Here is a 26105-nt window from a genome sequence, read left to right as displayed (position 1 = left end):
CCTGAATGTCGTCGTGGGACGGGAGCTGCCGGGTGGTTCAGAGCATGCAGGAGACGCAACCATCCACCTCAGTCCCCTCCAGCGCAAGCTGCCGCAGGCGGATGTAGTACAGAGTCTTGATTCCCTTGCGCCACGCGTAGATCTGGGCCTTGTTGACATCGCGAGTGCTGACGGTGTCCTTGAAGAACAGTGTCAGCGACAGGCCCTGGTCGACGTGCTGGGTGGCCGCCGCGTAGGTGTCGATGATCTTTTCGTACCCGATCTCGTACGCGTCCTGGTAGTAGTCCAGGTTGTCGTTGGTCAGGTACGGCGCGGGGTAGTAGACGCGACCGATCTTGCCTTCCTTGCGGATCTCGATCTTCGACGCCACCGGGTGGATGGAGCTGGTGGAGTTGTTGATGTACGAGATCGATCCGGTCGGCGGGACGGCCTGGAGGTTCTGGTTGTAGATGCCGTGCTCCTGCACGGACGCCTTCAGCTCGCGCCAATCGCTCTGGGTGGGGATGGTCACGCCTGCGTCGGCGAACAGGGCGCGAACGCGATCCGTCTCCGGCTCCCAGGCCTGCTCGGTGTACTTGTCGAAGAACTCACCCGACGCGTACTTCGACTCCGGGAACCCCTTGAAATGGGTGCCGCGTTCGATAGCGATCCGGTTCGATGCGCGCAGCGCGTGGAACAGCACCGTGTAGAAGTAGATGTTCGTGAAGTCGATACCCTCGGCCGAGCCGTAGTAGATGCGCTCGCGCGCCAGGTAGCCGTGCAGGTTCATCTGGCCGAGTCCGATGGCGTGGGACTCGTTGTTGCCCTTCTCGATCGACGGCACCGACGCGATGCTCGTCTGATCGGAGACCGCGGTCAGGCCACGGATCGCGACCTCGATGGTATGCGCGAAGTCCGGCGAGTCCATGGTCTTCGCGATGTTGAGCGAGCCGAGGTTGCACGAGATGTCCTTTCCCACATGGCTGTAGGACAGGTCGTCGTTGAACTCCGACGGCGTCGAGACCTGGAGGATCTCGGAGCACAGATTCGAGTGGGTGATCTTACCCGCGATGGGGTTCGCCCGATTGACGGTGTCCTCGAACATCACATACGGGTAGCCGGACTCGAACTGCAGTTCCGCGACCGTCTGAAAGAACTCGCGGGCCTTGATCTTCGACTTGCGGATGCGCTTGTCGTCGACCATCTCGTAGTACTTCTCGGTTACGTCGATGTCGGCGAACGGCTTGCCGTAGACACGTTCGACGTCGTACGGCGAGAACAGGTACATGTCCTCGTTCCGCTTCGCCAACTCGAACGTGATGTCGGGGATCACGACGCCGAGCGAGAGGGTCTTGATGCGGATCTTCTCGTCGGCGTTCTCACGCTTGGTGTCGAGGAATCGGTAGATGTCGGGGTGATGGGCGTGCAGGTACACCGCGCCGGCACCCTGCCGTGCGCCGAGCTGGTTGGCGTACGAGAACGAATCCTCGAGTAGCTTCATGATCGGGATGACGCCCGAGGACTGGTTCTCGATCTTCTTGATCGGGGCACCGTGCTCGCGAATATTACTGAGCAGCAGAGCGACTCCGCCGCCGCGCTTCGACAGCTGCAGCGCCGAGTTGATCGAGCGACCGATCGATTCCATGTTGTCCTCGATACGCAGCAGGAAGCACGACACGGGCTCGCCGCGTTGCTTCTTGCCGGAGTTCAGGAACGTGGGGGTCGCCGGCTGGAATCGACCGGAGATGATCTCGTCGACGAGGTGTCGGGCAAGGATCTCGTCGCCGTCGGCGAGGGTCAGCGCGACCATGCACACACGATCCTCGAACCGCTCGAGGTAACGCTTGCCGTCGAACGTCTTGAGTGTGTACGACGTGTAGTACTTGAACGCACCGAGGAACGTCGGGAATCGGAACTTCTTCGAATAGGCCTGTTGGAAGAGTGATTTGACGAACTCGCGCGAGTACTTGTCCAGGACCTCGGGCTCGTAGTACTTCTCCTCGACGAGGTAGTCGAGCTTCTCGTCGATGTTGTGGAAGAAGACGGTGTTCTGGTTGACATGCTGCAGGAAGTACTGGCGCGCGGCGGCCACGTCCTTGTCGAACTGGATCTCGCCGTTCGGGCCGTACAGGTTCAACATCGCGTTGAGTGCGTGGTAGTCGAGCGACTCGTCTGCCGCGGCGCTCGTGGTCCGAGCGGGATCGGTAATGGTCACAGTGCTGCCCCTACATATCGGAAGGTATGAAATCAGCCGCGCAGCCGGCAGGCGCGCGGTACTCGAGAACTGCGGGCCGAGGCCCGCCTGTGCGTTATGCCGTCCGGAGGCTCTGCCCCCAGAATTGCGCGAGACCATCCCGGACACGCTCGACGTCGTCTGCCGTGCCCATCAGTTCGAACCGATACAGATACGGCACCTTGCACTTTCGCGAAACGATGTCGCCCGCGAAACAGAACGATTCACCGAAGTTGGTGTTCCCCGCCGCGATCACGCCACGGATCAGGTTCCGGTTGCGCTCGTTGTTCAAGAAGCGGATCACCTGCTTGGGCACGAAATTCGTGTCGCGGCCGGTGATGGTGGTGCCGCCCCCGTACGTGGGCAGGATCAGCACGAATGGGTCGTCGACCTCGAACGCACCCTCACGGTCGTGCAGCGGGATCCGGACGGCCGGAATCCCGAGTTTCTGTACGAACCTGTGGGTGTTCTCGGACGCGCTCGAGAAGTACACCAGGGACGTCCCCGGGGTGGACCCCTGCGAGGTCATCGGTACTCACCAACTTTTCGGTCGATTGCGAAGGCCGGCCCGTCGTACCGTTCCGTACTGCTGTCGTGATCCGTGCGGGATCAGGCAGCGACGGCGAGAGCCTTGATGCGATCGGGGCGGAAACCCGACCAGTGATCCTCGCCCGCCACGACGACGGGTGCCTGGAGGTAGCCCAGAGCCATGACGTAGTCGCGGGCTTCGGGGTTCTCGGAGATGTCGACGACCGAGTATTCGATTCCGGCCTTGTCGAGGGCTCGATAGGTGGCGTTGCACTGGACGCAGGCAGGCTTGGTGTAGACGGTGATGTTCATGGGATTCCCCTCTTCAACACGGCCGTGACGGGCCGGACGACTGACTGCTGCGCGATGCTCGAATACCCATCGAACCCGGCCCGATCTCACTTCCCCGAGAGATCCGTGCCGTATGGGCTTCCAACGGTCTCGACACTACACCTTGTGCCCGACAGATACATAGAACCCAGGATGTTGTGAGTTACATTCTTGATATTCCCAGGTCGCCTCACTTTCGCACCGCGGATCGGACGCGTCTGCGGCGTGTCGAGAACCGTCGTCGAGGTGCGGTTCCACACAGTGTGACGCGACCCACCGACAAGTTCCGGTGGGCCGCGTCACGGAACGGTCAGGGCAGCGCTCCGGACACATCCTCCAGGTGCGCCGGCAGTTTCCTCACCCGGACTCCCGTCGCATGCCACAGGGCGTTGACAACAGCCGCCGCGCTTCCGACGATGCCGATCTCACCGACACCACGTGATCCCGTCGGAGTGGCCCGCAGATCGTCCTCGTCCAGCCACGCGGCGTCGATGTTGCCGATGTCGGCGTGAGTGGGCACGTGATAGTCGGCCAGATCGTGATTGACGACGTGTCCGAAACGGCTGTCACGGACGCTCTCCTCGAACAGCGCCATCGAGATCCCGAAACACATCCCACCGATGAACTGCGAGCGGGCGGTGCGTGGATTGATCACCCTCCCCACCGAGAACATCCCCAGCATCCTGGGCACCCTGATCTCACCGGTATCGGCATCGACGCGGACCTCCGCGAAATGCGCGCCGTACGACTGTGCGCGGTAGTGTTCAAGCTCCCGATTATCGCCTGCAGCCGCAGCGATTTCCGCGCCGTCCTCGGGACGATCGCCGAATCGCTTCCGGAACTCCTCCGCCGCCGTCATGATCGCGGTCCCCCACGACGAAGTCCCCGACGAACCACCGGCGACCGTTGCATTGGGCAGTGCGCTGTCACCGATTTCGACCCGCACGTCGTCGGCTCGGCACCCGAGAGCATCCGCAGCGATGAGAGTCAGGGCCGTCCATGCACCTGTTCCGAGATCGGCGGCGCCGATACGCACGACGAACCGGTCGTCCCCCTCGTGTCGGATCGACGCTTCCGAGCCGGGGTTGACCATGTGCGGATAGGTTGCGACCGCGACTCCCGTCCCGGTCAGCCACCGCCCGTGACGCCGGAGCCCAGGCGCGCGGTCGTCCGGATCCCAGCCGAACCGTCGGCCACCTTCGCGGAGGCACTCGACCAGTCTCCGCGACGACCACGGCTTCCCGGTCTCCGGATCCACTTCGGGTTCGTTGCGGATCCGCAGTTCGATCGGGTCGATTCCGCAGGCCTCCGCGAGTTCGTCCATCGCAACCTCCCCGGCGTACATACCGGGGGCTTCCCCGGGCGCCCGCATCCAGAACGGCGCGGGCACGTCCAAGGCCACCGCCCGGTGGGTAGTCCTCAGGTTCGGTACCCGGTACAGGCTCCGCGCCGATACCGCGGCCTGCTCGACGAACTCCGAGACGTGCGACGACTGCGTGTACGCCTCGTGGATCAGTCCTGTGAGCGTCCCGTCACGATCGGCGGCCATGCATACATGCGACGCAGTCGGCGCCCGATAGCCGACGTAGCCGAACATGTCCTGCCGCGTCACCGCGAACTTCACCGCGCGCCCCGGTATCACACGTGCGGCCATCGACGCGAGCACGTCGTGTGCATGAGGCGCGCCTTTCGAGCCGAATCCGCCGCCGATGTACGGGCATATCACCCGGATCCTCGATGGGTCGATCCCGAGGACCGGCGCGAGCGCCTCGACCACCCCGTGCGGATGCTGAGTCGAATCGTAGAGCGTCAACTCGTCGTTCTCCCACAATGCCACCACGGTGTGGGGTTCGAGAGGGTTGTTGTGCTCCTCCGGGGTCGAATACCATTCGTCCACAACCACATCGGCACTACCGAAGGCAGCGTCGACGTTTCCCCGTTCGCTGTCGGCCGGGTATCCGCCGTTGGCCTTCTCCGGTGCATACATCGCGGGGTGATCGCGCCGGAACCCGGTGTCGTGTGGTTGCGGCTCGTACTCGATCGTCAACTCATCGCACGCCTGCCGGGCCACTTCTGGCGTCTCGGCGACCACTGCGGCAATCATCTGCCCTCGATATGCGACATCGGGGCTCTGAAGGACCACGTACTCACCTTCCGCATCCGCTGTCAGCCGCGGAGCGTCGAAGACAGTGAGCACAGCAAGCACACCGGGAACCGCCCGTGCCGCTGTGGTATCGATCTTCCGGACCCGGCCGCGCGCAATCGTTGCGGTCGCGGGAACGAGATACGCCGGATCCGCTACGCGATGCTCGTATGCGTACGGCGCGGTTCCCGTCACCTTTCCGGATCCGTCCAGCCTCGCTGTCGACGTACCGATCGCACGGTCCTCGATGCGGTTCATGCAGACTCCTCACGAGAAATCCGGTCGGCAAGCCCTCGCAGGACCGCGACGACGGTGCGCCGGAGCAGCACCACCTTGAACTCGTTGCCGTCGAGGGGTTGCGCGTGGGCGAGTTCGGCGTCCACCGCTGCGGCGAACACGGCATCACTCGGGTGGTGTCCCAACAGCGCGTCCTCGGCACGATGCGCCCGCCACGGACGGTGGGCGACTCCGCCGAACGCGAGCCTGCACCCACTGATCGCGCCGTCGGTCACCGTCAGTTCCGCCGCTACAGACACCAGGGCGAATGCGAACGCGGCGCGATCTCGGACCTTGCGATAGGTCGACGCGCTGCCCTGCGGCGGAGGAATGTGCACACCCACGATGAGGTCGTCGCGCGCGAGGTCGGTGTCGAGTTCGGGTGTGTCGCCGGGCAGGCGGTACAACTCCTCGATCGGGATGATCCGTTCACCTTCCGGTCCGAGAACCACAGCTTCGGCGTCGAGGGCGAGCAGAGCCACCGCCATATCGGACGGATGCGTGGCGACACATCCATCGGACGCCCCGAACAGCGCGTGATACCGGGTGTAACCACCGAGAGCCGAACACCCACTACCCGGTTCACGCTTGTTGCACGGGGTGGATACGTCTCGGAAGTACACACATCGGGTGCGCTGGAGGAGGTTCCCTCCGGTGGTTGCCGAGTTCCGCAGTTGCGGCGACGCACCCGAGAGCAGTGCACGGGACAGCATCGGATAGCGGCGACGCACGACCGGGTGTGCGGCAAGGTCGCTGTTGCGCACGTTCGCACCGATCCGCACACCGCCGTCCGCGACATCGACGATGTCGTCGAGCGGTAAACGCGAAATGTCGACCAGAAGATCCGGCGTCTCGACGCCGAGCTTCAGATTGTCGACGAGATTGGTCCCTCCGGCAAGGAATGCCGCGTGGGGATTGTCATGGACGAGCGCGACCGCACCGGCCGGGTCCGCGGCACGCTCGTAGCGCAACGACTTCATCCCTCGAGCCTTCCGGTCGGTGCTCCTGTGTCGCTGCGCGCGAACTCGGAGATCGCGGCGACGATGTTCGGATACGCCCCGCACCGGCACAGATTGCCACTCATTCGCTCGCGGATCTCGTCACCGTCGAGAGCAACAGTCGATTCGAGATCGTCGGTGACGTAGCTGGGATCTCCCTGCTCCAGCTCGTCGAGCATGCCCACCGCAGAGCAGATCTGACCCGGTGTGCAATATCCGCACTGGAACGCATCGTCATCGATGAACTGTTGCTGGAGTGGATGCAGTTCGCCGTCCGACGACAGTCCGGCGGCGGTGACGATATGCGCCCCGTCGTACGAGACCGCAAGCGCGAGACATGTCACGACACGACGGCCGTCGAGCAACACGGTGCACGACCCGCACTGGCCGTGATCACATCCCTTCTTGGGGGCGGTGACGTCGAGGCGGTCGCGTAGAGCGTCGAGAACAGTGGTGCGCACGTCGACCGTGACGCGGCGCCGTGCCCCGTCGACGTGGAGCACTATGTTCCGCTCACACTCGTTCACGACCGGGGTCGATGCGATCTCCGTTGCCATGGATGAACCTCCGAACGGTGGGCTGTGCCCTCTGCATTCCCGTCGGCGACTCGATCCAATCGTTCTCCGGCGGAATCGCGGATATCGAGCAGCGACATCCACCCACGACTTAGGGAACGCTGCCCTAACCGTAATATCCTTTTCGAATGCCGCTTCGGCATCACCACGCAGGAGGAAGATCTTGTCCACAACATTGCATCGCCGCCGCACCCGCGGCGCACGCCTGATGGCAGCCGTCGGCGCCCTGGCGCTCGGAGTCACGATGACGGCGTGCTCGTCCGACACCGAGTCGAATGAGGACGCGTCGACCCCCACCACCGACTCGAGCGAGTCGAGCGGCGAGTGGCCGCGCACCGTGGAGACGGCCGACGGTCCCGTCACTCTCGACGCCCGGCCCGAACGGATCGTGTCGACGAGCGTGACCCTCACCGGCACCCTGCTCGCGCTCGATGCCCCGCTGTACGGCACAGCCGCACAGCCGCCGAGCACCGTGACCGACGACGACGGCCTGTTCATACAGTGGGCCGACGTCGCAGCCGAGCGAGACGTGGAGATCCTCTACCAGGGCGAGCCGAGCCTCGAGGCGATCACCGCCGCGACACCGGATCTCATCGTCGTCTCGTCCAGCGGTGCCGATTCCACCCTCGATCAGGTCGAACTCCTCTCCCAGATCGCACCCACGCTCGTCTACGACTACTCGGACAAGTCGTGGCAGGACCTGACCACGCAGGTCGCCGAGGCGGTCGGTGCAGAAGAGCGCGCGGCCGAGCTTCTCGAGGAGTTCGACAGCAAGGTCGACGAGGCGAAGAGCACGATCGCCCCCGCACTCGCCGAAGACAACACGGTGAGCATCCTCACCTACAATTCGCCCGAGGATTCCCGGATCTTCACAGACGAGTCCGCTCAAGGCCGTCTCGCCACACGGCTCGGCTTCGAAATCGCGTCCGTCCCCGAGACAGCGGGAGCGGCCGCCGCGGGACGCTCGGACATCATTGCCGTGGCGACCGAGAACCTGCCGCTGGCACTGACCGGCGGAACCACCTTCATCATCAACGCCCTGCCGGAGGACGCCGACCGCCTGAAGGCCGATCCGACACTGGCCAATACGAAGTCGGTCCAGAACGACGCTGTCCACGCGCTGGGCTACGACAGCTTCCGCCTCGACTACTACAGCGCGAACAACGTCGTCGACCGTATCGTCGACGCGCTCGGCTGATTCCGGACACGGTTCGCGAACGTCCCGGTATCGCACACACAGCTATCGCGCACACAGCCGGGGCCGGAAACCTCATAGGTATCCGGCCCCGGCTGTGTGTGACGGTCGCGATCAGGCGCTGACCACAGCTGCCTTCGCGTCGGCGAGAGCGGTCACGACGGCGGCGATCTGCTCCGCGGTCTCGGCGTGCTCCTTGGCGTGGGCCTCACCGAACTTGCCGAAGGTCTCTCCGACGGTGAGCGACCCACCCTCGACGACCTTGCCACCGGCGATTCCCACAACCTTGGTTGCATCCTCGAGCGCCCACTTACCGGCGTTCTTACTCGGCGACTGGCCCACGATTGCGACCGGCTTGCCACTCAGGGCACCCACACCGTACGGACGCGAGAGCCAGTCGATGGCGTTCTTCAACACAGCGGACAGGGTGCCGTTGTACTCGGGCGTGACGAGCAGGAACGCGTCGGAGTCGGCGGCGGCGTCGCGCAGCGCAACAGCGGCGGCAGGGACGGTCTCGCCGTCGAGATCTTCGTTGTAGAACGGGACGTCTGCGAGCCCTTCGTAGACGGTGACCTCGACTTCGTCGGGGGACACTGCAACGGCGGTCTCTGCAAGCTGGCGGGTGACGGCGGCAGCGCGCAGGCTGCCGACGAGGGCGAGAACTCGAGTCTGGGCCATGTTCGAAATCCTTGGGTCCGGGGACGGGGAAGTCCGTGTCGAAGCAACTACACGAGCATAAACGGACCACGGTCCACTTTCTATTCCCGTCCGCTAAAGTGTGACCTTGTGAACACACCGGTCCCCATCGCCGGCGAGAGCGTGGAGCGATGCGACGCTGCACGCAACCGGCAACGGCTCCTCGACGCCGCCGCGCTGCTTGTCGCCGAACGCGGACCTGACGCAGTGACCATGGACGCCGTCGCAGCGCGCGCCGGCGTCGGCAAAGGCACGGTGTTCCGTCGCTTCGGCTCACGGGCGGGACTCATGGCCGCGCTCCTCGATCACAGCGAGTCCGCGTTCCAGTACGCCTGCATGTACGGTCCTCCCCCGCTCGGGCCCGACGCCGAGCCGATCGCGCGGCTGATCGCATTCGGCCGGGCACGCATCGAACTCGTCGAAGTCCAGGGCGAACTGCTCCGCGCAGCGGAGAGCTCCGTCGAGACCCGCCACGGCAACGCGCCCCGGCAGGTCTCACTCATCCACCTCGAGATGCTGCTGCGCACGATCGGGATGGGCGCCAGGTCCCGCCTGCTCGCCCACTCACTGCTGGCGGCACTCGACCCCGGGCTGATCCTGTACCAGTGGCATGAGCTCGGCTATTCCCTGAAAGAACTCGCCGACAACTGGGCGGACCTCACTCATCGGGTCGTCACCGGCGACAGCCTTCCGAGTACGGAGTACTCAACATGAAGCCCGAGTGTACGAAGCACTCAACATGAGCCCGAGTGTACGAAGCACACCACATGTATCCGTGCGCAGAACACTCCACGTAGCGTGAGCGGATGACTCGCATTCTCGGCGTCCTCGCACTGTGTTCCGTGGCAGTCGCTGTCTCCGCATGCAGCACCGGCCCGTCCGCCCCCTCCGGATCAGGCTCGGCCGACAACCTCACCGGTCGTACGTTCATCTCGACCGAGGTGACCGGCGACGCGATTCCCGGCGGTGGACCGCTGGTCGTGGAGTTCCCCGAGCCCGGCCACCTCGCCGCGACCGCGGGCTGCAACCGCTTCGCCGGTGGGATCGACCTCGCCGACGGCACCCTGAGTGCCCCGAATCTCGCGAGCACGATGATGGCGTGCCCACCCCCTGCCGACGGAGCCGATGGCTGGCTCAGCACCCTGCTCTCGGGATCACCGCAGTGGAGCCTCGACGGAGACGTACTCACCCTCACGGGCGGCGCGACCACCGTCTCCCTGACCAACAAGAAGGTCGCGGACCCCGACCGGCCGATCACCGGAACCGAATGGCTCGCCACGACCGTGCGCACCGCCGACGCGGTCATGTCGTCAGCGGCGCTGGAGAACGCCGACGTGACCCTCATGGTCACCGACGGCGGTCAGGTCTCGGGCAGCACCGGATGCAACCGTTTCACCGGGACCGCCCAGGTCGGCGACGGCACCCTCGTGTTCGGCCTGCTGGCCACCACCCGCGTCGCGTGCGTCGACCCGGCACTCGCCGAGATCGAGAACCACATCCTTGCGGTCCTCTCGGGTGAGACCACCTATGTCGTCGACGGCACGGAGATGACACTCACGGCGTCGAACGGTGTCGACGGCGTGGGCTACCGAGCCCGCTAGGCCCCCATACCGTCAGCACCCTGTCAGTACCGCTCCTCGAGCCACCACGCGAGTGCCCGCCCGGCGGCGTCGATCTGCTTCGGCCAGTCCATCGCCGTGTCGTCGGCGTGGTCGCTCACGTACTTCACCAGCCGGACTCCCGCTCCCATGTAGGACGCGGCGGACGCGATCGCGAATCCTTCCATGTCGACGAGGTCGGCCCGCGCGGCCAACGCGTCGCGGACCTCGGCGTCGGAGACGAACGTGTCGCCCGTAGCGAGGATGCTGCCGTCGCCGCCGTCGACCGAGAGCGCGTCCTCGACCGGGTGTCCAAGGCTACGCAGCACCTTGCTGCTGATGTCGTGATTGATCACCGTCGACGGCATGTACAGGCCACTGTGATGACCGTGCAGCGCGCCCGCCGTGCCGATGTTGACGACGAGCGGCCGTGCGTCCTCGGGGAAGCGCGCGAGCGCCGCAGCGACTGCCACGGCAGCTGTCACCTTCCCGATACCGGTGATGAGGACGTCGTACCGATCCGGCACATGCGCCGCTTCGGCCTTCGTTGCGGATACGACGAGAATCCCGTTCACGTGCTGCCTTTCTCGGTCCGATGCTTCGCCTCGTCGCGGGTGGCGACAATAAGAGCACTGCACCATCCGGTGCACCGACGACCAGTTTCCCGCACCGTATCGTGGCGCGTCGCACACCGGCGACGTGCCCGCTAGAGTTCCCGCATGGAGAATCTTCGCGATCGCATCATCGATGAACTCGGAGTCCGGCCCACCATCGACCCGCGGGCCGAAATCGACGCGCGCGTGCGGTTTCTCACGGACTATCTGCGCAGCACACCCGCAAAGGGCTTCGTGCTCGGAATCAGCGGAGGGCAGGACAGCACCCTGACGGGTCGTCTCGTGCAGCTCGCGGCGGAGGCACTGCGCGCCGACGGGCACGAGGCCGAGTTCGTCGCCGTCCGTCTCCCCTACGGTGTACAGGCCGACGAACACGATGCGCGGATCGCTCTCGACTTCATCAGGCCCGACCGCGAGTTCCGCGTCGACGTCAAGCCCGGTGCCGACGCCACTGCCACCGAAGCCGCGCAGGGCATTCGTGAACTCCTCGGACACGACGTCACGCTCCGCGACTTCGTCCGAGGCAACATCAAGGCCCGCGAGCGGATGGTCCTGCAGTACGCCATCGCGGGCGAGCTCGGTTACCTGGTGGTCGGTACCGATCACGCGGCAGAGGCCGTCACCGGTTTCTTCACGAAGTTCGGGGACGGCGGTGTGGACATCACCCCGCTCACGGGCCTGACGAAGCGGCAGGGCGCAGCGCTCCTGCGTGAACTCGGAGCACCGGACAGCACGTGGCAGAAGGTCCCGACCGCGGATCTCGAGGACGACCGACCCGCACTGCCCGATGAGGTCGCACTCGGCATGACCTACGCCGAGATCGACGACTACCTCGAAGGCCTGGACGTCACAGCGGAGGTGGCCGAGAAGGTCGAGCGTGTGTTCCTCGCGACGAGGCACAAGCGGACCGTACCGGTCACTCCGCTCGACTCCTGGTGGCGCTGAGCGCTACCCGCCGGCGAAGGGTGGCAGCACGTCCACCTTCGCTCCCGCGGGGTAGGTCAGATCGCGGGTGAGTTCGCCACCACCCTGTCCCGGTTCGACAAGATAGGCGGCAACCGACAGGACCCGTTCCATATCGGCTCCGTGACGCTCGATCAGAGCCGCGCGCAGCGCTGCCAGGTCGGAGCCGACGGCAAGGTCGACCGTCTCCTTCTCACGTCCCGCGGCGTCTGCTGCTGCGGCGAAGTACCGCACCTCGATCCCGGTCACCTGATCAACCACCGATTGCTCCCATACTGCGTTCCGGCGGAACGAAATCCGCCGCGTCGATGCCGTGTCCGGCCCACTTGTTCCACATGGCGCCGCGCCACAACGCGGCAAGCTCGTCGTCGGTCGCACCGCCCCGCACCGCCGCCCGCAGATCGGTTTCACGATCACTGAACAGGCACGACCGGACGGTACCCTCCGCGGTGAGACGCGTGCGGTCGCAGTCCGAGCAGAACGACCGGGTGACCGAGGCGATGATCCCCACGGTCGCCGGTCCCGCGTCGACGGACCACCGTTCCGCGGGAGCCGACGGATCCTCACGGGGTGTCTCGGTCAAGGTGAAGCGGGCACCGAGCACCTCGAGCAGACGCTGTGCGGTGACCATGTTCGCGCGGGCCCACTCGTGGTCGGCGTCGAGGGGCATCTCCTCGATGAACCGCAGTTCGACGCCTTCGTCGAGGCACCACTGCAGGAGGTCGGCGGCGCCGTCGAGGGTCTCGGGCATGAGGACCGCGTTGACCTTGACCCGGGTGAATCCGACGGTCTTGGCCGCGCGGATGCCTGCGAGTACCGAATCGAGTCGGTCGCGGCGGGTCAGGCGGGCGAAATGATCACGGTCGACGGTGTCGAGGGAGATGTTCACCCGCGTCAGTCCGGCGTCGCGCAGGTCTTGTGCGCGGTGTGCGAGTCCGACGGCGTTGCTGGTCAGAGCCAGCGGTACGCCGGGGGCGATGCGGCGGCAGCCCGCGATGATGTCTTCGAGGTCGCGTCGCATCAGGGGTTCGCCGCCGGTGAACCGCACTTCCTGTACGCCGAGCAGGCCGGTGGCGACCCCGACCAGGCGCACGATTTCTGCGGTGGTGAGCAGTTGCTCGCGTGGGATGGCGGGTAGGCCTTCTTCGGGCATGCAGTAGGTGCAGCGTAGGGAGCATTTCTCGGTGATGGAGACGCGTAGGTCCCGCGCGACGCGCCCGAAGCGGTCGAGCAGGTCGGGCACATCGGGACGGTCCGATACGTCGTCCGTTTCCGCGCGCACGGACGGCATTCCCACATCCACTGCTGTCACAGAATCACCGGCCTCATATCGTCAGTATGCCTATGAAACGCGCCCGGGGATACGAATGCCCCACAAGGGCACCGGTACGGTAGTCGCCATGACAGGCGGCAGGCGGTCCGTGGAGGAACATGCACAGCACGTAGCGGCGCTTCTCGAGCCGCTGGGGTCGATACCTCCTGCCCAGGTGCCGCTCGCACGCGCGCTCGACCGGACACTTGCCGAGCCGGTCCACGCACCGATCTCTCTTCCTCCGTTCCGCAACTCTCAGATGGACGGTTACGCCGTCGACGCCGCGTCGGTGGCCGCCGTGCCGGCGACTCTGGCCGTGCAGGCCGTCATCGCCGCCGGCGACGCCGCGTCCACCCTGACTGCAGGCACCGCTCTCAAGATCATGACCGGCGCTCCGATCCCCGACGGCGCCGATGCGGTCGTTCCGGTCGAGGACACCGAGACGGACGAGGCTGCGGGCACCGTGACCGTGCATCACACGACCACATCCGGCATGTATGTGCGCGAAGCCGGCAGTGATGTGCACGCCGGTGCACTCCTGCTCCCCGCCGGCACTCTCCTGGCGGCCCGGCACATCTCGGTCCTCGCCGCGGTGGGCCTGACCGACGTACCCGTTCGGGGTCGCCCCCGGGTCGCGGTGATCTCCACCGGTAGTGAGCTCGTCACCCCTGGCGAAGAACTCGGGCCGGGGAAGATCTACAACTCGAACGGTCCCGCTCTTGCGGCCAGCGCCGCCGCGAACGGCGCCGAGGTCACCTCGATCGCGCACTGCGAGGACGATCCCGAGGAGTTCGCCGCCATGATCGCCCACGCGGTGGCGGTCGCCGACGTGGTCTTCACTTCCGGCGGAGTCTCGAAGGGGGATTTCGAGGTCGTCAAGGACACCCTCGAGCCGCGGGGCGGCACCTTCGTGTCGGTGGCGATGCAACCCGGCGGACCGCAGGGAACCGCCGTCGTCGACGGTGTACCGATCCTGACGTTCCCGGGTAACCCCGTGAGCGCACTCGTCTCGTTCGAGGTGTTCGCCCGCCCGCTGCTGCGCGAGATCGCGGGCCTGCCGGCAATCGCCTCCGGCACACGACCGCTGACGATCGGGCTCGAATCCATCCCGGGCCGTCGTCAGTTCCTGCGAGCCCGCCTCGACGGTGACGGTGTGGCGCCGCTTCCCGGGCACGGTTCCCACCTCGTCGCGGGCCTGGCCACCGCCGATGCACTCCTCGACATCGACCCCGACATCACCACCCTCGAATCCGGAGATCTCGTGAAAGTGCTTCCACTGTGAGCGAATTGAGCCACCTCGACGATCAGGGCCGCGCTCGCATGGTCGACGTCTCAGCGAAGAACGACACCCATCGAGTCGCCGTCGCCGCAGGTGAGCTGGCGACCACCGCCGAGGTGATCGCACTCGTCCGTGCCGACGACATGCCCAAGGCAGACGTGCTGGCCACCGCCCGCATCGCAGGCATCGGTGCCGCCAAGCGCACGTGGGAACTCATTCCCCTGTGCCATCAACTGGCCTTGTCGACCGTGAAGGTGACCTTCGGTTTCACCGACACGACGATCACGATCGAGGCCGTCGCGAAGACCACCGGCCCCACCGGGGTCGAAATGGAGGCGCTCACTGCGGTGGCCGTCGCCGGACTCACGCTGCACGACATGGTCAAGGCCGTCGATCCCGCCGCGGTACTCAACGGTGTACGTCTGGTATCGAAGGAAGGCGGCAAGCGCGGACGGTGGTTCCGTGACGAGGCATCCGAGGACGAGGCATCCGCGCATACCGACGCGTCGCTAACCGATCCGGTGTCAGCGCGTTCCGCTGTAGTCGTGGTGGCCTCCACCGGCGTGGCAGCGGGCACGCGCGACGACAGGACAGGCCCGACCATCGAACGGTGGCTCACCGAGCGAGGGTTCGCGGTACGAGGGCCACTGATCTACGCCGACGCGCGAATCTCCTCGGGGCTGGCCGACGCACTCACCGGCAGCCCTGCCCTGGTCATCACCACCGGCGGCACCGGCGCGTCCCCCACCGACGGCACACCCGAGGCCACCCTTGCGGTGCTCGACCGCGAACTGCCCGGTGTTGCCGATTCGATCCGCCGTCGCGGGCTCGATGTCACCCCGCACGCGGTGCTCTCCCGCGGTGTCGCCGGTCTGGCCGGGTCCACCGTCGTGGTGAACCTTCCCGGATCGCCGGGCGGCGTCGAGGACGGGCTCGCCGCACTCGACCCGATCCTCGATCATCTGTTGGCGCAAGTGTCCGGAGGCGGAGCCCATGAGTGACCTGTTGGCAAGAATTTCGTCGGAGCCGTTGGATCCCGTCGCGGTGGACGATGCGGTTGCCGGCCCCGAGCACGGCGCAGTGGTGGTGTTCACCGGTGCGGTGCGTAACCACGACGGCGGCCAGGCGGTGACAGCGCTCGAGTACAAGTCGCACCCGGACGCCGAGGCATTCCTGCGGCGGGTCTGCGAGGAGGTGGCCACAGAATCCGGTCTTCCGGTCGCCGCGGTCCACCGGGTGGGCGAACTCACCATCGGCGATCTCGCCATCGTCGCGGCAGTCGCCGCGCCGCACCGAGCAGAGGCTTTCGCTACATGCGCCGAACTCGTCGAACGCATCAAACATGAAGTGCCCATTTGGAAGCGGCAGCAGTTCGCCGACGGAATCTCCGAGTGGGTCGGGGTCTGCTGACCGCCCGTTCCCTTCCGCGCGAACGGCACCTTCATCGCCTCGGACGGGGCGACGGTGCCGTTTGCTCGTATGCGGTGACGCCGATTCGACGACGGGTGAGGTAAGCTGATCCGGTTCGGGTGTCACGACGACACCCACCGTCGTGGGATACCGGCGGCTCGGGATCGTGCCCGGCCCGCAAGCAAGAACAAGCATCGGCTTTCCTCGCGGCGATCACACCGCACCATCTCGGGATCGCTCCCGTATGCGTGCACACACGCCGCAGTGAAAGGCAGCGCTGTTCTATGACCACATCCTTTTCCGATCTCGGGGTCCCCCGTCCTCTCGTCGCCGCACTGAGTGACTCGGGCATCACCAGCCCGTTCCCCATCCAGGCGGACACCCTTCCAGACTCCCTTGCGGGTCGCGACGTCCTCGGCCGCGGCCGGACCGGTAGCGGCAAGACCCTCGCGTTCTCCATCCCGCTCACCGCTCGCCTCTCCGGAGGTTCGACGCGTGCTGCCGGGCGCCCCCGCGGCCTCGTGCTCGCGCCCACCCGCGAACTCGCAACGCAGATCGCTGCTGTGGTCGAGCCCCTCGCTCACACCGCGGGCCTGCGTGTCACCACCATCTTCGGCGGCGTGTCCCAGAACCGTCAGGTCGAGGCCCTGCGACGCGGCGTCGATATCGTCATCGCCTGCCCCGGTCGCCTCGAGGACCTGATGCGTCAGGGCTTCGTCAGCCTCGATGCAGTCGAGCTCACCGTCCTGGACGAGGCCGACCACATGGCCGACCTCGGATTCCTCCCCGGCGTCACCCGCATCCTGAATGCCACCGCCAAAGGCGGGCAGCGGTTGCTGTTCTCGGCGACACTGGACAACGGAGTCGACAAGCTCGTCAAGAAGTTCCTGACCAACCCGATCCTCCACTCGGTGGACGAGGCCAACTCCCCCGTCGCCGCGATGACCCACCACGTGTTCGACGTCGCCGGCGTCGACGCGAAGAAGGACCTCGTCCGCACCCTCGCTTCGGGTACGGGTCGCCGAATCCTGTTCATGCGCACCAAGCATCAGGCCCGCAAGCTCGCCAAGCAGCTCACCGATTCCGGTATCCCGGCGGTGGATCTGCACGGCAACCTGTCGCAGAACGCACGCGACCGGAACCTGGCGGCATTCTCGTCGGGCGAGGCACGCGTCCTTGTCGCGACCGACGTCGCGGCACGCGGTGTGCACGTCGACGATGTACAGCTCGTCGTGCACGTCGACCCGCCCGCCGAGCACAAGGCCTACCTGCACCGGTCCGGCCGGACCGCCCGCGCCGGCAGCGCCGGTGATGTGGTGACCCTCGTGCTCCCGGATCAACGCAAGGACCTCGCGACGATCATGCGCAAGGCATCGATCAACGTCACTCCGGTCAAGTCCACGGCCAGCTCCGAGCACGTCCTCGCGCTCGTCGGCGAGATCGCACCGCACGTGTCACCCGCTCCCAAGCAGGCTGCGTCGTCCGGTTCGAACCGGCCGTCACGTTCCGGTGGCGCACGCCGCACCGGCGGATCCCGGCAGGGCGCCGGTGTACGCAGCGAAGGTGGCGCACGCCAGGGCGGTTCGGGCCGGCAGGGCTCGGGTGCACGCAACGGTTCCGCTGCACGTCAGGGCGGCACGGGTGGTCGTCGTACCGCGGCCGGCCAGGGCGGCGCCGCAGGGAGCGGCCAGCGTCGTGCACCGCGCCGCAGCGCAGCTGCACGTTAGACACCGCAGCGCAGCCGCACGAGAAATACCCTCGCGCGAAGATGCTTCAGCGTGGCGTGAACCGGTGGACGGCGTACATCGCGTCCGCCGACACCGGTTCATCCGCCACGCACCGACCCAGCTGTTCGCGCACGGCGTCGGAATCCAGATCGGCGCCGATGACGACGAGCCGGGTGGTACCCGGAGCGTCGTCGCCGCGACCCGGTGGTTCGAATCGGATGTGGTCGCCGACCGTCTGCACCAGGTATCTCGTGGAGCGCAGGCCCGCGGTGACCGTCACATAGCCTTTGATCCGGAAGACTCCCGCGGGCTGGTTCTCCAGAAGGTCCACGAGCGCGCGGGGATGCAGCGGTGCGTCGCTTTCGAACGTGATCGAGTCGTACCCGTCGTGCAGGTGCCGATGGTCGTGCTCGTCGTGTTCGCGCAGGAGGTCGTCGAGGGTCAGTTGTTCACCCGGCCGAGGCTCGGCGCGTTCGGAGAAATCGAACAGCAGTCCCGGGTCGACCCGACTGTGGTCGGTCGAGACCACGGCCGCGCGCGCATTGAGTCCACACAGGCGACCGAGCAGGTCGTCGTGAGTGTCGGTGTCGACGCGATCGGTCTTGTTGAGCAGAATCAGATCGGCCATCGCAACGTGCTGGTCGAGTTCGGGATGCCGCTCCCGCGTGGTGTCGAACTCGTATGCGTCGACGACGAGCACCAGTCCCCCATAGGTGATGTGCTCGTTCTCCGAGCTCACGACGAGCCGGATCATATTGCGCGGTTCCGCCAGCCCACTCGCTTCGACGACGATGACGTCGAGATCGGATTTCGGGTGCGCAAGTTTGTCGAGCATCGCGTCCATGTCGCTGACATCGATCGCGCAGCACAGACATCCGTTGCTGAGCGACACCATCGAGTCGACCTGACCGGCAACCATCATCGAGTCGATGTTGACCGAACCGAAGTCGTTGACTATCACCCCGATTCGGGCGCCCCGGGTGTTGCGCAGCAGATGGTTGAGCAACGTGGTCTTTCCCGACCCGAGGAAACCGGCGACAACGACGACCGGGATCTTCCGTTTCGCCATGTGTCCTCCTCGACCGTCGTTCGCCCGGGCAACCCATGCTAGGACGTGCCGCCGCCGGCCGAGTCACCCACCCTCGACACACTGGTGCGCGGTTCCGGTAGCGGGTGCTACCGGAACCGCGCACGGGGGTGTCAGCTACCTCTCTTGATCCACTCCTCGAGATGCGGCGATTCGGTACCGAGGGTGGTGCCGTCGCCGTGCCCGGTGTGCACGGTCGTCTCCGCCGGCAGGACGAACAGCTTGTCGCGGATCGACCCGATGATCGTCGGGAAGTCCGAGAACGAGCGTCCGGTCGCGCCGGGCCCACCCGAGAACAGGGTGTCGCCGGTGAACAACTCCCCGGCCTCCGGCACGTACAGGCAGGTCGAGCCCGGCGAATGGCCGGGCGTCGCGATCGCCTGGATGTCCGTACCTGCAACCCTGATTCGATCGCCGTCCTCGAGCGTGCCGTGCGCGACCCCCGGGTGAGTGGCTTCCCACAGCATGTTGTCGGCCGGGTTCAGCAGGATCGGCGCGTCGAGCTTCTCGGACAGTTCGGGCGCCACCGTGATGTGGTCGTTGTGCGCGTGCGTGCACACGATCGCCACGACCCTGCGATTGCCGACGGCGTCGATGATCGGCTGCGCGGTGTGCGCGGCGTCGATCACCACCACCTCGTCGTCGTTGCCGACGAGCCAGATGTTGTTGTCGACCTCCCATTCGCCGCCGTCGAGCGCGAACACACCCGACGTGACGACCCGATCGATTCTGATGGGACTCGTCGCGCTCACAACACCACCACCGAACGCAGAACTTCACCGCGGTGCATCGTCTCGAACGCCTTCTCGACGTCGTCGATGCCGATGCGCTCGGTGACGAACTTCTCGAGCGGAAGACGTCCCTGCTGGTAGAGATCGACGTAGGTCGGGAAGTCGCGCTCGGGCAGGCAGTCGCCGTACCACGAACTCTTGAGCGACCCGCCGTGCGAGAAGAAATCGATCAGCGGCAGCTCGAGGGTCATGTCGGGGGTCGGCACACCGACGAGGACGACCGTGCCTGCGAGGTCGCGGGCGTAGAACGCCTGCTTGTAGGTCTCGGGACGCCCGACCGCGTCGATGACGACGTCGGCGCCGAAGCCACCGGTGATCTCCTGGATGCGCTCGACGGGGTCGACGCTCGTCGAGTTGATCACGTGAGTCGCACCGAGGTCGGTGGCCCACGCGAGCTTTTTGTCGTCGCGGTCGACGGCGATGATCGTGCCGGCACCCGCGAGCCGCGCGCCCATGATCGCGGCGTCGCCGACACCGCCGCAGCCGATCACGGCGACGGACTGACCACGCGTGACTCCGCCCGTGTTCACTGCGGCACCCAGGCCTGCCATCACACCGCAGCCGAGCAGTCCCACGACGGCGGGATCGGCGGTCGGGTCCACCTTGGTGCACTGACCCGCGTGGACCAGCGTCTTGTCGGCGAACGCACCGATGCCCAGCGCGGGCGACAGTTCGGTGCCACCCTCGAGGGTCATCTTCTGGGTGGCGTTGAACGTCGAGAAACAGTACTGCGGCTGGCCACGCTTGCACGCGCGACACTGACCGCACACGGCGCGCCAGTTCAGGACGACGAAGTCTCCCACCTGCACCGAGTCGACGCCCGCGCCGACGGATTCGACGACACCGGCCGCTTCGTGGCCGAGCAGGAACGGGAACTCGTCGTTGATGCCGCCCTCGCGGTAGTGCAGGTCTGTGTGGCACACGCCGCACGCGGCGATCGCGACGACGACCTCACCCGGTCCCGGATCCGGAATGACGATGGGCACGACCTCGACGGGAGCACCCTTCGCGCGTGCAACAACTCCCCGGACTGTCTGCGACATGGTGATGTCTCCTTCGTGACTGTGGCGGAAGCCTGATCGGGCTCCTCCACGACCCTATCCACCGCCGCGACTCTCGGGACCTGTTCGAAGGACGGGACCTACCTACCCGAACGACCAGCCGGAAGTTTCTGCGAACATTCGTCGATATGTAACGCCGCAGTAAGTTTCCGCGACGTGTGTGGTGACCCGCTCGTAATTCCCGCCCGGATTCTTCCGAATGGTGTGAACGGAATGGTAATTGCCCATGGCAACTCGTAACTCGTCGTCCCGACGCCGGATCCTCGCCGGCGTACTGGCTCCTGTCACGCTCGGCGTCGCGGCCATCGTCGCGGTCGCTGTGGCCCAGCCGACTGTGCCGACCACTGCCGATCCGGCACTCGTCGCGTCGACGCAGGACTGCTACGACATGGTGACCATCTCACTCGGTGGCAGAGGCGACGCACCGCGCGACCAGAGTAAGATGCTGGTCACGCCGGACGGCACCGTACTGCCGGCAGCGCTGTCGGACGATTACCACAGCCATTGGGTCGACCCGGTCGTGAACGCACCGCGGAACACAGTGGGCGACGAATCCTACGCGGCCGTCTACGTCGACTACCCGGCTCATATGGACTCATATGAGGAAGCTGTCGACGGCGGCGTCGAGAACACCAAAACGATCATCCAGGCCATCCAGGTCTCGTGCCCCGACACGAAGTTCGCCATCGTCGGCTACAGCCAGGGCGCCGACGTCGCACGTCGGGCCGCCCAGGAGATCGGTAATCAGCAACGGAACGAGGACGGGTCGTACGACATCATCGATCCTGATTCGGTCGTCGGTGTGGTGATCCTCGCCGATGCCGGACGCGGCGCAGGTGAAGGACCGTTCCCGGGTGCCGAGAACGAGTACGGCAACCCTGACGGATTCGACCGGAAGTACCAGGACGGGAAGGACAGCGCGTCAGGAAGTGGTGCACTGCCCGGCACCGGCGGCGGATTCGGTGCGCTCGACGGCAAGGTCGCGTCGTTCTGCTCCGAAGGCGACCTGACCTGCTCGGCTCCCGAGAACATCGCGCTCCTGCAGCTCGCGATCAACGTCGGCCGGCAGCTCAACATCGACGCAATGCAGCGTGACGGGCTCACCCCGGAAACCGGCATGAACGTCGCCCAGGTGCTCAGCGGTGTGGCTCTTGCAGCCCTCGCGGACATCTCGTCGAACGACGAGTGGATGCGATCGGACGAGACGTTCCTCGACGTGCTGATCAAGGTGTCGGACCCGGCGTATGTTCCGAACGAGCCTGCCGTGAAGAATGTTTCAGCGGGCGACACAGATGGCACCGACGAGCCGATCCCGGCCGACCGGCTCGCCAACCTGGCGTACCTGCCGGAGAAGCTGCTCAAGGAGGTCGTCGGTTTCATCGAGGACAACCAGAACACTCTCCAGGTGGCATTGAGCGATCCCTACCAGCAGACCCTCGGTCCCGGTACCGGGCACCACTTCGACTACTGGCGCGACAACGGTGAAGGTAAGCCGCTGACCTCCGCCGAGTACGCGGCCGCGTGGCTGACCCATCTCGCCGAGCAAGCGAAGAACGGTGAGACCGTGAAAACCGACGTCGACCCGAACACCGCGAAACTCGGTATCGCAAGTGACGAGGCTCTCGCGGTCGGGACCACGCCGACCACGACCACCACATCGTCGATCGAGGTGCCCGCGACAGGCGCCACCGAAGGCACCGTCCCGACCGAGGGCACCGCACCGTTGCCAGGCGCCGGGGTCCCCGCACCGGCCCAGGGCACAGCACCTGTCGACGGCACAACACCGGTGGATCCGCTCGCTGTCCCTGCTCCCGGCGCGACCACGCCGGCGGAAGGACTCGACATCCCGGCACCCGAGCTGACACCGGCGCCCACGACGACCACGCCCGCTCCGCCGGCGGGCGACGGCAGCGTGACCTCGCCCGAGCAGCAGGTCTCGGGCTCCACTACGACAACCAAGGCACCGAAGCCGACGACCACCACAACTGCGCAGCAACCCGCAGCGGCCTGAGCTGCGATCTGTGAGATAGAGAGCCCGAGTCACGAACTCGACGTCAGCCCGCGGCTTTGACACCGGCCTCCGCACCGAGCGCCGCTGCCTCGCCGCGGGTACTGACGTCGAGTTTTCTCATGAGGCTCGCGACATGGAACTTGACGGTGGATTCGCTGACCCCCAAGCGCTCTGCAATCACCCTATTACGTCGTCCTGCGACGAGGTGTTCGAGTACCTCGATCTCGCGAGCGCCGAGCCCGGCCAGCGCATCGGCCGCGGCGCCACCCGTGGCGAGGACCGGAAGGTCCAGTGGCAGTGCCGCGCTCACGCGGCACCCCCATCCGTCCGTCGACTCGGATTCGATGGTGCCGCCCATGGTTTCGACCCGGTCACGTAGTTGACGTTCCAGTTCTGCTGCGTCGACCTCCCCTCGTCCGTCGTCACGTATATCGACGCAGAGTTGCGCGCCGTCGCAGCTCCACGCGACCCGGATACGCGTGACCTCGCTCTGCGCCGACATGGCGAGGACCGCTCCGCGGGCCAGCGCGCGGGCGGCGTGCGCGACCTCGCCGGGCAGCGCTCGTCCGTGGACGGGTGGGGCCGCCATCTCCAATTCGAGGTCGCGGTGGCGGACGAGAGAGCGCAATTCGCCGTGCATCCGGGCGAACGCTGTCGTGACCGCTTCTTCGGCCAGCTCGCGGTGCGCGTCGACGGCCGTGCGTAATGCGATCAATGCGCCCGTCGCGGTTTCGCGTGCTGTGGCGCGGGCACGACCGTCGTCGAGATCCTTCGAACGCAGGGTCGCCAGGATCGTTTCCAGGGTGACCGCGTGCGCTTCCGTGAGTTCGGCGACGGTACGCGCACGCTCCGCGGACGCTGCCCTCGATTCCGCAAGGTACGCGGGGCTCGCACTGTGTACCTGTAGCTGGATGCCGGTCGCGACGATCGTGAACAGCGACCGCACGAGCTCGAGAGACGCAGCGGAGGCCCGCGCTCCGCGTGGTACCAGGACGAGAAGGGTGTCGGTGCGATCCAGCATCACGCATACGTCCCGGTCTCGCCCCGCAACCCGTGCCGGACCGCGCCGGATCTCCCCTGCTGTCAACTCTGTACGGATCCGGTCGAGCTCCGCGATCGTGACTCGATCGACGATTGTGGGATCGCCCGCCACCTTGCGGGGCCGCCCTGTGCATTCCCGTGTGAACACGACGAGTGCGCTGTGCGGAACGAGGGCATCGATCAATACCGAGAAGCGCTGACCGATCTCGGTCAACGGGCCCACCAGTACGTCCCTCGTGTCGGTGATGAGAATGTCGGGACGAGGCGGTGCAGTACTCACGCACCCACGATATCGGCCGGTATCATCCGATTCATCCCATGTCGCGGTAGGAGGCGTTCGGGTATGGGCACCGGTATCGCGACGAACACCCACAACGGGCCCGACACGGTGCCGCACCTACTCCTCGAGCGCGTGCGTCGCTCTCCCGACACGGAGGCCTACACGTACCCGGAGGGCGACGGGTGGCACCCCGTCACGTGGTCCGATGTGTACGCCGCGGTCGTGCCGCTGGCAGCGGGGTTGATCGCCCGCGGTGTCTCTCCTGGCACACGGGTCGCGATGTGCGCCGCCACGAGCTACCGTGCGATCTTCGCCGATCTCGCCATCGCCTGTACCGGCGCCGTTACGGTCCCGATCTATCCGGCGACCCGGGACGATGAGGCCCGTACACAGATCCACCGGGCCGGCGCTGCGCTCACGTTCGCCGACCGGCCGGTTCTCAGCAGTCCCGTTCAACGACTCGATCGGCTCGACGCTCTCGCGGCGGAAGGCCGAGCACTGCTGGCGTCGGACCCCGAAGCGGTGTCACGCCGGATCGCAGGACTGACCGCGGACGATCCGGCCTGGCTGATCTATACGGCGTGCGACGACGGTCGGACCAAAGGTGCGTGTCTGACCCACCGCGCCGCGACCTACGGCGCCGTCGCGGTGGCACAGACCGGCATCGTCTCCCCAGCCGACCGCCAGCTGCTGTGGCTCCCCCTTGCGCACGTGTTCGGTCGTGCATTGCTGCTGATGGGGATACAGGTCGGCTTCCCCACCGCAGTCGACGGTCGCGCAGACCGCGTGGCAGACAATCTGCGGGTTACCCGGCCGACATTTCTCGGATCGGTTCCGCACGTGCTCAGCAAGGTCTGCGCCCTCGACAGTGAGGATCTCGGCGGCCGACTGCGTTTCGTGATCTCAGGTTCTGCACGGTTGAGCAGCGACGTGATCGAGCTCTTCGATCGCCGCGGGGTCCCCGTCCTCGAGTGCTACGGGATCACCGAGACCGCCGGACCCGCATGCGCGAACCTTCCCGGGAGGCGGCGTGTGGGTACTGTCGGTGTTCCATTGCCAGGAACACGGATTCGCATCGACGCGGCCGGCGAACTGCTCATCCGAAGCCCTGGAGTGATGACCGGGTACGACCACGACCCGGCAGAGACAGCCGCGGCACTCGACTCCGAATACTGGTTCCACACAGGAGATCTCGCTCGAATCGATGCCGACGGGTTCGTCACGGTCACCGGACGCAAGAAGGAAGTCTTCAAGACCAGCACCGGAAAGTACGTGTGCCCGGCAGCAATCTCCGAACGGTGTCGCGCGGTGCTGCCGGGTGCCGAACTCGTCGTCGACGGCGAATTACGCCCGTACTGTGTGGGGCTCGTGTTCACCGCACTCTCGGATCCTGCGGTGGATGCCGCCCTCGACCGGTTGAATGCGACCCTGAACCGCTGGGAAAAGGTCCGCCGGTTCGCGGTCATCCGCACGCCGTTGGATACGCACGACCGGGACGAGGCCGGGAGGCCGATCCGCGATCGGGTGCTCGCACGGTACGCCGCGGTCGTCTCCGGCCTGTACGAGCGCGGTCAGTTCCGGAATTCCGGTTGATCGAGCAGGCGTAGCCAGCTGCCGTCCGGCTGTCGACGCACCACCTGGGCTCGCGCCCCGGCACCGTCGCCGGGAGGCGTGCTCGTAAGCGCAATATCGTCGCTGACCAGCGTCGGAAGTGGCTCTTCCGGTTCGAATCGTGGCCGGTTCGCGAGGACCGCAGCCCACAGGTCCCGGATCGCAGCCCGTCCGACGGTCGTCTGCCCCGGCGGATACGCCATCACTGCATTCTCTTCGTAGAGCGCTGCTACGCCGTCCGCGTCGCCCGCGTTGGACCGTTCGACGAAGAACCTGGTGAGGTCCTCTGGCCGGTAAGCCTTCTCGTACTGCATCTTCTGCGTCATGCCTCCAGCGTCGAGCACTCCGATCGAGAAGTCCAACAGAT

At 66.2% G+C, this 26105-nt stretch carries 25 protein-coding genes; 10 read left to right on the top strand and 15 right to left on the bottom strand.

The window, feature by feature from the left end:
* Positions 1–37: 37 nt before the first annotated feature.
* From nrdE to Q7514_RS08885, 6 genes are all read right to left on the bottom strand, one after another.
* Positions 38–2194: a class 1b ribonucleoside-diphosphate reductase subunit alpha gene (gene nrdE, locus Q7514_RS08910; protein ID WP_330132885.1), complete on the bottom strand. Its 2157-nt coding sequence runs from the start codon at positions 2192–2194 to the stop codon at positions 38–40.
* 94 nt (positions 2195–2288) lie between these two features.
* On the bottom strand, positions 2289–2741 hold the full coding sequence (gene nrdI, locus Q7514_RS08905; protein ID WP_330132884.1) for a class Ib ribonucleoside-diphosphate reductase assembly flavoprotein NrdI: 453 nt from the start codon (positions 2739–2741) through the stop codon (positions 2289–2291).
* 80 nt (positions 2742–2821) lie between these two features.
* Entirely contained in the window at positions 2822–3052 is a 231-nt protein-coding gene (locus Q7514_RS08900) for a redoxin NrdH (protein WP_054714035.1), read from the bottom strand.
* A 328-nt stretch (positions 3053–3380) separates the two neighbouring features.
* Positions 3381–5471 (bottom strand): xanthine dehydrogenase family protein molybdopterin-binding subunit, encoded by a 2091-nt coding sequence (locus Q7514_RS08895; protein WP_330132883.1) that lies wholly within the window; start codon positions 5469–5471, stop codon positions 3381–3383.
* Positions 5468–6469, bottom strand: coding sequence for an FAD binding domain-containing protein (locus tag Q7514_RS08890; RefSeq protein ID WP_330132882.1), 1002 nt, complete (start codon positions 6467–6469; stop codon positions 5468–5470). Before Q7514_RS08890 ends, Q7514_RS08895 begins: the two co-directional genes overlap by 4 nt.
* Positions 6466–7044, bottom strand: coding sequence for a 2Fe-2S iron-sulfur cluster-binding protein (locus Q7514_RS08885; protein WP_330132881.1), 579 nt, complete (start codon positions 7042–7044; stop codon positions 6466–6468). Before Q7514_RS08885 ends, Q7514_RS08890 begins: the two co-directional genes overlap by 4 nt.
* A gap of 181 nt (positions 7045–7225) precedes the next feature.
* Between Q7514_RS08885 and fepB the strand changes: the two genes are divergently transcribed.
* The gene (fepB, locus tag Q7514_RS08880) at positions 7226–8260 is read left to right on the top strand and encodes a Fe2+-enterobactin ABC transporter substrate-binding protein (RefSeq protein ID WP_330132880.1); all 1035 of its coding nucleotides are present in this window, start codon (positions 7226–7228) and stop codon (positions 8258–8260) included.
* Between the two features lie 111 nt (positions 8261–8371).
* Here fepB and Q7514_RS08875 read toward each other — a convergent pair whose 3' ends face one another.
* Positions 8372–8935, bottom strand: a complete 564-nt coding sequence (locus Q7514_RS08875) for an NAD(P)H-dependent oxidoreductase (protein ID WP_330132879.1) — start codon at positions 8933–8935, stop codon at positions 8372–8374.
* 108 nt (positions 8936–9043) lie between these two features.
* On the opposite strand from Q7514_RS08875, the gene Q7514_RS08870 reads away from it, so the two are divergent.
* Complete coding sequence (locus tag Q7514_RS08870) at positions 9044–9667, top strand: TetR/AcrR family transcriptional regulator (protein WP_330132878.1); 624 nt, start codon at positions 9044–9046, stop codon at positions 9665–9667.
* A gap of 92 nt (positions 9668–9759) precedes the next feature.
* Complete coding sequence (locus tag Q7514_RS08865) at positions 9760–10554, top strand: META domain-containing protein (RefSeq protein WP_330132877.1); 795 nt, start codon at positions 9760–9762, stop codon at positions 10552–10554.
* A gap of 23 nt (positions 10555–10577) precedes the next feature.
* On the opposite strand, the gene Q7514_RS08860 is transcribed toward Q7514_RS08865, so the two are convergent.
* Entirely contained in the window at positions 10578–11126 is a 549-nt protein-coding gene (locus Q7514_RS08860; RefSeq protein WP_330132876.1) for a nucleosidase, read from the bottom strand.
* Between the two features lie 144 nt (positions 11127–11270).
* Between Q7514_RS08860 and nadE the strand changes: the two genes are divergently transcribed.
* Positions 11271–12110 carry an ammonia-dependent NAD(+) synthetase gene (gene nadE / locus Q7514_RS08855; protein WP_330132875.1) on the top strand — a complete coding sequence of 280 codons (840 nt, stop codon included), beginning with the start codon at positions 11271–11273 and terminating at the stop codon, positions 12108–12110.
* A gap of 3 nt (positions 12111–12113) precedes the next feature.
* On the opposite strand, the gene Q7514_RS08850 is transcribed toward nadE, so the two are convergent.
* Positions 12114–12389 carry a MoaD/ThiS family protein gene (locus Q7514_RS08850; RefSeq protein WP_330132873.1) on the bottom strand — a complete coding sequence of 92 codons (276 nt, stop codon included), beginning with the start codon at positions 12387–12389 and terminating at the stop codon, positions 12114–12116.
* Positions 12382–13440 (bottom strand): GTP 3',8-cyclase MoaA, encoded by a 1059-nt coding sequence (moaA, locus tag Q7514_RS08845; protein ID WP_330132872.1) that lies wholly within the window; start codon positions 13438–13440, stop codon positions 12382–12384. The genes Q7514_RS08850 and moaA overlap by 8 nt, the downstream gene beginning before the upstream one ends.
* Positions 13441–13528: 88 nt before the next feature.
* Between moaA and Q7514_RS08840 the strand changes: the two genes are divergently transcribed.
* From Q7514_RS08840 to Q7514_RS08825, 4 genes are all read left to right on the top strand, one after another.
* Entirely contained in the window at positions 13529–14722 is a 1194-nt protein-coding gene (locus Q7514_RS08840) for a molybdopterin molybdotransferase MoeA (protein WP_330132871.1), read from the top strand.
* Positions 14719–15720: a bifunctional molybdenum cofactor biosynthesis protein MoaC/MoaB gene (gene moaCB / locus Q7514_RS08835; RefSeq protein WP_330132870.1), complete on the top strand. Its 1002-nt coding sequence runs from the start codon at positions 14719–14721 to the stop codon at positions 15718–15720. Before Q7514_RS08840 ends, moaCB begins: the two co-directional genes overlap by 4 nt.
* Positions 15713–16129 carry a molybdenum cofactor biosynthesis protein MoaE gene (locus Q7514_RS08830; RefSeq protein ID WP_330132869.1) on the top strand — a complete coding sequence of 139 codons (417 nt, stop codon included), beginning with the start codon at positions 15713–15715 and terminating at the stop codon, positions 16127–16129. Before moaCB ends, Q7514_RS08830 begins: the two co-directional genes overlap by 8 nt.
* Positions 16130–16413: 284 nt before the next feature.
* Positions 16414–17856 (top strand): DEAD/DEAH box helicase, encoded by a 1443-nt coding sequence (locus Q7514_RS08825; protein ID WP_330132868.1) that lies wholly within the window; start codon positions 16414–16416, stop codon positions 17854–17856.
* 46 nt (positions 17857–17902) lie between these two features.
* Here Q7514_RS08825 and Q7514_RS08820 read toward each other — a convergent pair whose 3' ends face one another.
* The 3 genes from Q7514_RS08820 to Q7514_RS08810 form a co-directional block, all read right to left on the bottom strand.
* On the bottom strand, positions 17903–18925 hold the full coding sequence (locus Q7514_RS08820) for a CobW family GTP-binding protein (RefSeq protein WP_330132867.1): 1023 nt from the start codon (positions 18923–18925) through the stop codon (positions 17903–17905).
* A gap of 131 nt (positions 18926–19056) precedes the next feature.
* Positions 19057–19695: an MBL fold metallo-hydrolase gene (locus tag Q7514_RS08815; RefSeq protein WP_330132866.1), complete on the bottom strand. Its 639-nt coding sequence runs from the start codon at positions 19693–19695 to the stop codon at positions 19057–19059.
* Complete coding sequence (locus Q7514_RS08810) at positions 19692–20777, bottom strand: S-(hydroxymethyl)mycothiol dehydrogenase (RefSeq protein WP_330132865.1); 1086 nt, start codon at positions 20775–20777, stop codon at positions 19692–19694. Before Q7514_RS08810 ends, Q7514_RS08815 begins: the two co-directional genes overlap by 4 nt.
* Before the next feature lie 244 nt (positions 20778–21021).
* Here Q7514_RS08810 and Q7514_RS08805 point away from each other — a divergent pair, with 244 nt between their 5' ends.
* Positions 21022–22806, top strand: coding sequence for a cutinase family protein (locus Q7514_RS08805; RefSeq protein ID WP_330132864.1), 1785 nt, complete (start codon positions 21022–21024; stop codon positions 22804–22806).
* A 43-nt stretch (positions 22807–22849) separates the two neighbouring features.
* Here the strand turns inward: Q7514_RS08805 and Q7514_RS08800 are convergent, their stop codons facing one another.
* Complete coding sequence (locus Q7514_RS08800) at positions 22850–24127, bottom strand: helix-turn-helix transcriptional regulator (protein WP_330132863.1); 1278 nt, start codon at positions 24125–24127, stop codon at positions 22850–22852.
* 63 nt (positions 24128–24190) lie between these two features.
* Here Q7514_RS08800 and Q7514_RS08795 point away from each other — a divergent pair, with 63 nt between their 5' ends.
* On the top strand, positions 24191–25720 hold the full coding sequence (locus tag Q7514_RS08795) for an AMP-dependent synthetase/ligase (protein WP_330132862.1): 1530 nt from the start codon (positions 24191–24193) through the stop codon (positions 25718–25720).
* Here Q7514_RS08795 and Q7514_RS08790 read toward each other — a convergent pair.
* Positions 25699–26064, bottom strand: coding sequence for a YybH family protein (locus tag Q7514_RS08790; RefSeq protein WP_330132861.1), 366 nt, complete (start codon positions 26062–26064; stop codon positions 25699–25701). The genes Q7514_RS08795 and Q7514_RS08790 overlap by 22 nt on opposite strands.
* Between the last annotated feature and the right edge of the window lie 41 nt (positions 26065–26105).

It is taken from the genome of Rhodococcus artemisiae (assembly GCF_036327795.1).
Taxonomy (GTDB): Bacteria; Actinomycetota; Actinomycetes; order Mycobacteriales; family Mycobacteriaceae; genus Rhodococcus; species Rhodococcus artemisiae.
The sequence above is the reverse complement of the archived record's forward strand: the minus strand, read 5'-3'. Positions and strand labels throughout refer to the sequence as shown.

Bases quoted from the DNA above. Each gene is read 5' to 3' on its own strand.
- nrdI (WP_330132884.1), bottom strand. From the start codon at position 2,741: ATGACCTCGCAGGGGTCCACCCCGGGGACGTCCCTGGTGTACTTCTCG.
- Q7514_RS08900 (WP_054714035.1), bottom strand. From the start codon at position 3,052: ATGAACATCACCGTCTACACCAAGCCTGCCTGCGTCCAGTGCAACGCC.
- Q7514_RS08895 (WP_330132883.1), bottom strand. From the start codon at position 5,471: ATGAACCGCATCGAGGACCGTGCGATCGGTACGTCGACAGCGAGGCTG.
- Q7514_RS08890 (WP_330132882.1), bottom strand. From the start codon at position 6,469: ATGAAGTCGTTGCGCTACGAGCGTGCCGCGGACCCGGCCGGTGCGGTC.
- Q7514_RS08885 (WP_330132881.1), bottom strand. From the start codon at position 7,044: ATGGCAACGGAGATCGCATCGACCCCGGTCGTGAACGAGTGTGAGCGG.
- Q7514_RS08875 (WP_330132879.1), bottom strand. From the start codon at position 8,935: ATGGCCCAGACTCGAGTTCTCGCCCTCGTCGGCAGCCTGCGCGCTGCC.
- Q7514_RS08865 (WP_330132877.1), top strand. From the start codon at position 9,760: ATGACTCGCATTCTCGGCGTCCTCGCACTGTGTTCCGTGGCAGTCGCT.
- nadE (WP_330132875.1), top strand. From the start codon at position 11,271: ATGGAGAATCTTCGCGATCGCATCATCGATGAACTCGGAGTCCGGCCC.
- Q7514_RS08840 (WP_330132871.1), top strand. From the start codon at position 13,529: ATGACAGGCGGCAGGCGGTCCGTGGAGGAACATGCACAGCACGTAGCG.
- Q7514_RS08830 (WP_330132869.1), top strand. From the start codon at position 15,713: ATGAGTGACCTGTTGGCAAGAATTTCGTCGGAGCCGTTGGATCCCGTC.
- Q7514_RS08825 (WP_330132868.1), top strand. From the start codon at position 16,414: ATGACCACATCCTTTTCCGATCTCGGGGTCCCCCGTCCTCTCGTCGCC.
- Q7514_RS08820 (WP_330132867.1), bottom strand. From the start codon at position 18,925: ATGGCGAAACGGAAGATCCCGGTCGTCGTTGTCGCCGGTTTCCTCGGG.
- Q7514_RS08810 (WP_330132865.1), bottom strand. From the start codon at position 20,777: ATGTCGCAGACAGTCCGGGGAGTTGTTGCACGCGCGAAGGGTGCTCCC.
- Q7514_RS08805 (WP_330132864.1), top strand. From the start codon at position 21,022: ATGGCAACTCGTAACTCGTCGTCCCGACGCCGGATCCTCGCCGGCGTA.
- Q7514_RS08795 (WP_330132862.1), top strand. From the start codon at position 24,191: ATGGGCACCGGTATCGCGACGAACACCCACAACGGGCCCGACACGGTG.
- Q7514_RS08790 (WP_330132861.1), bottom strand. From the start codon at position 26,064: ATGACGCAGAAGATGCAGTACGAGAAGGCTTACCGGCCAGAGGACCTC.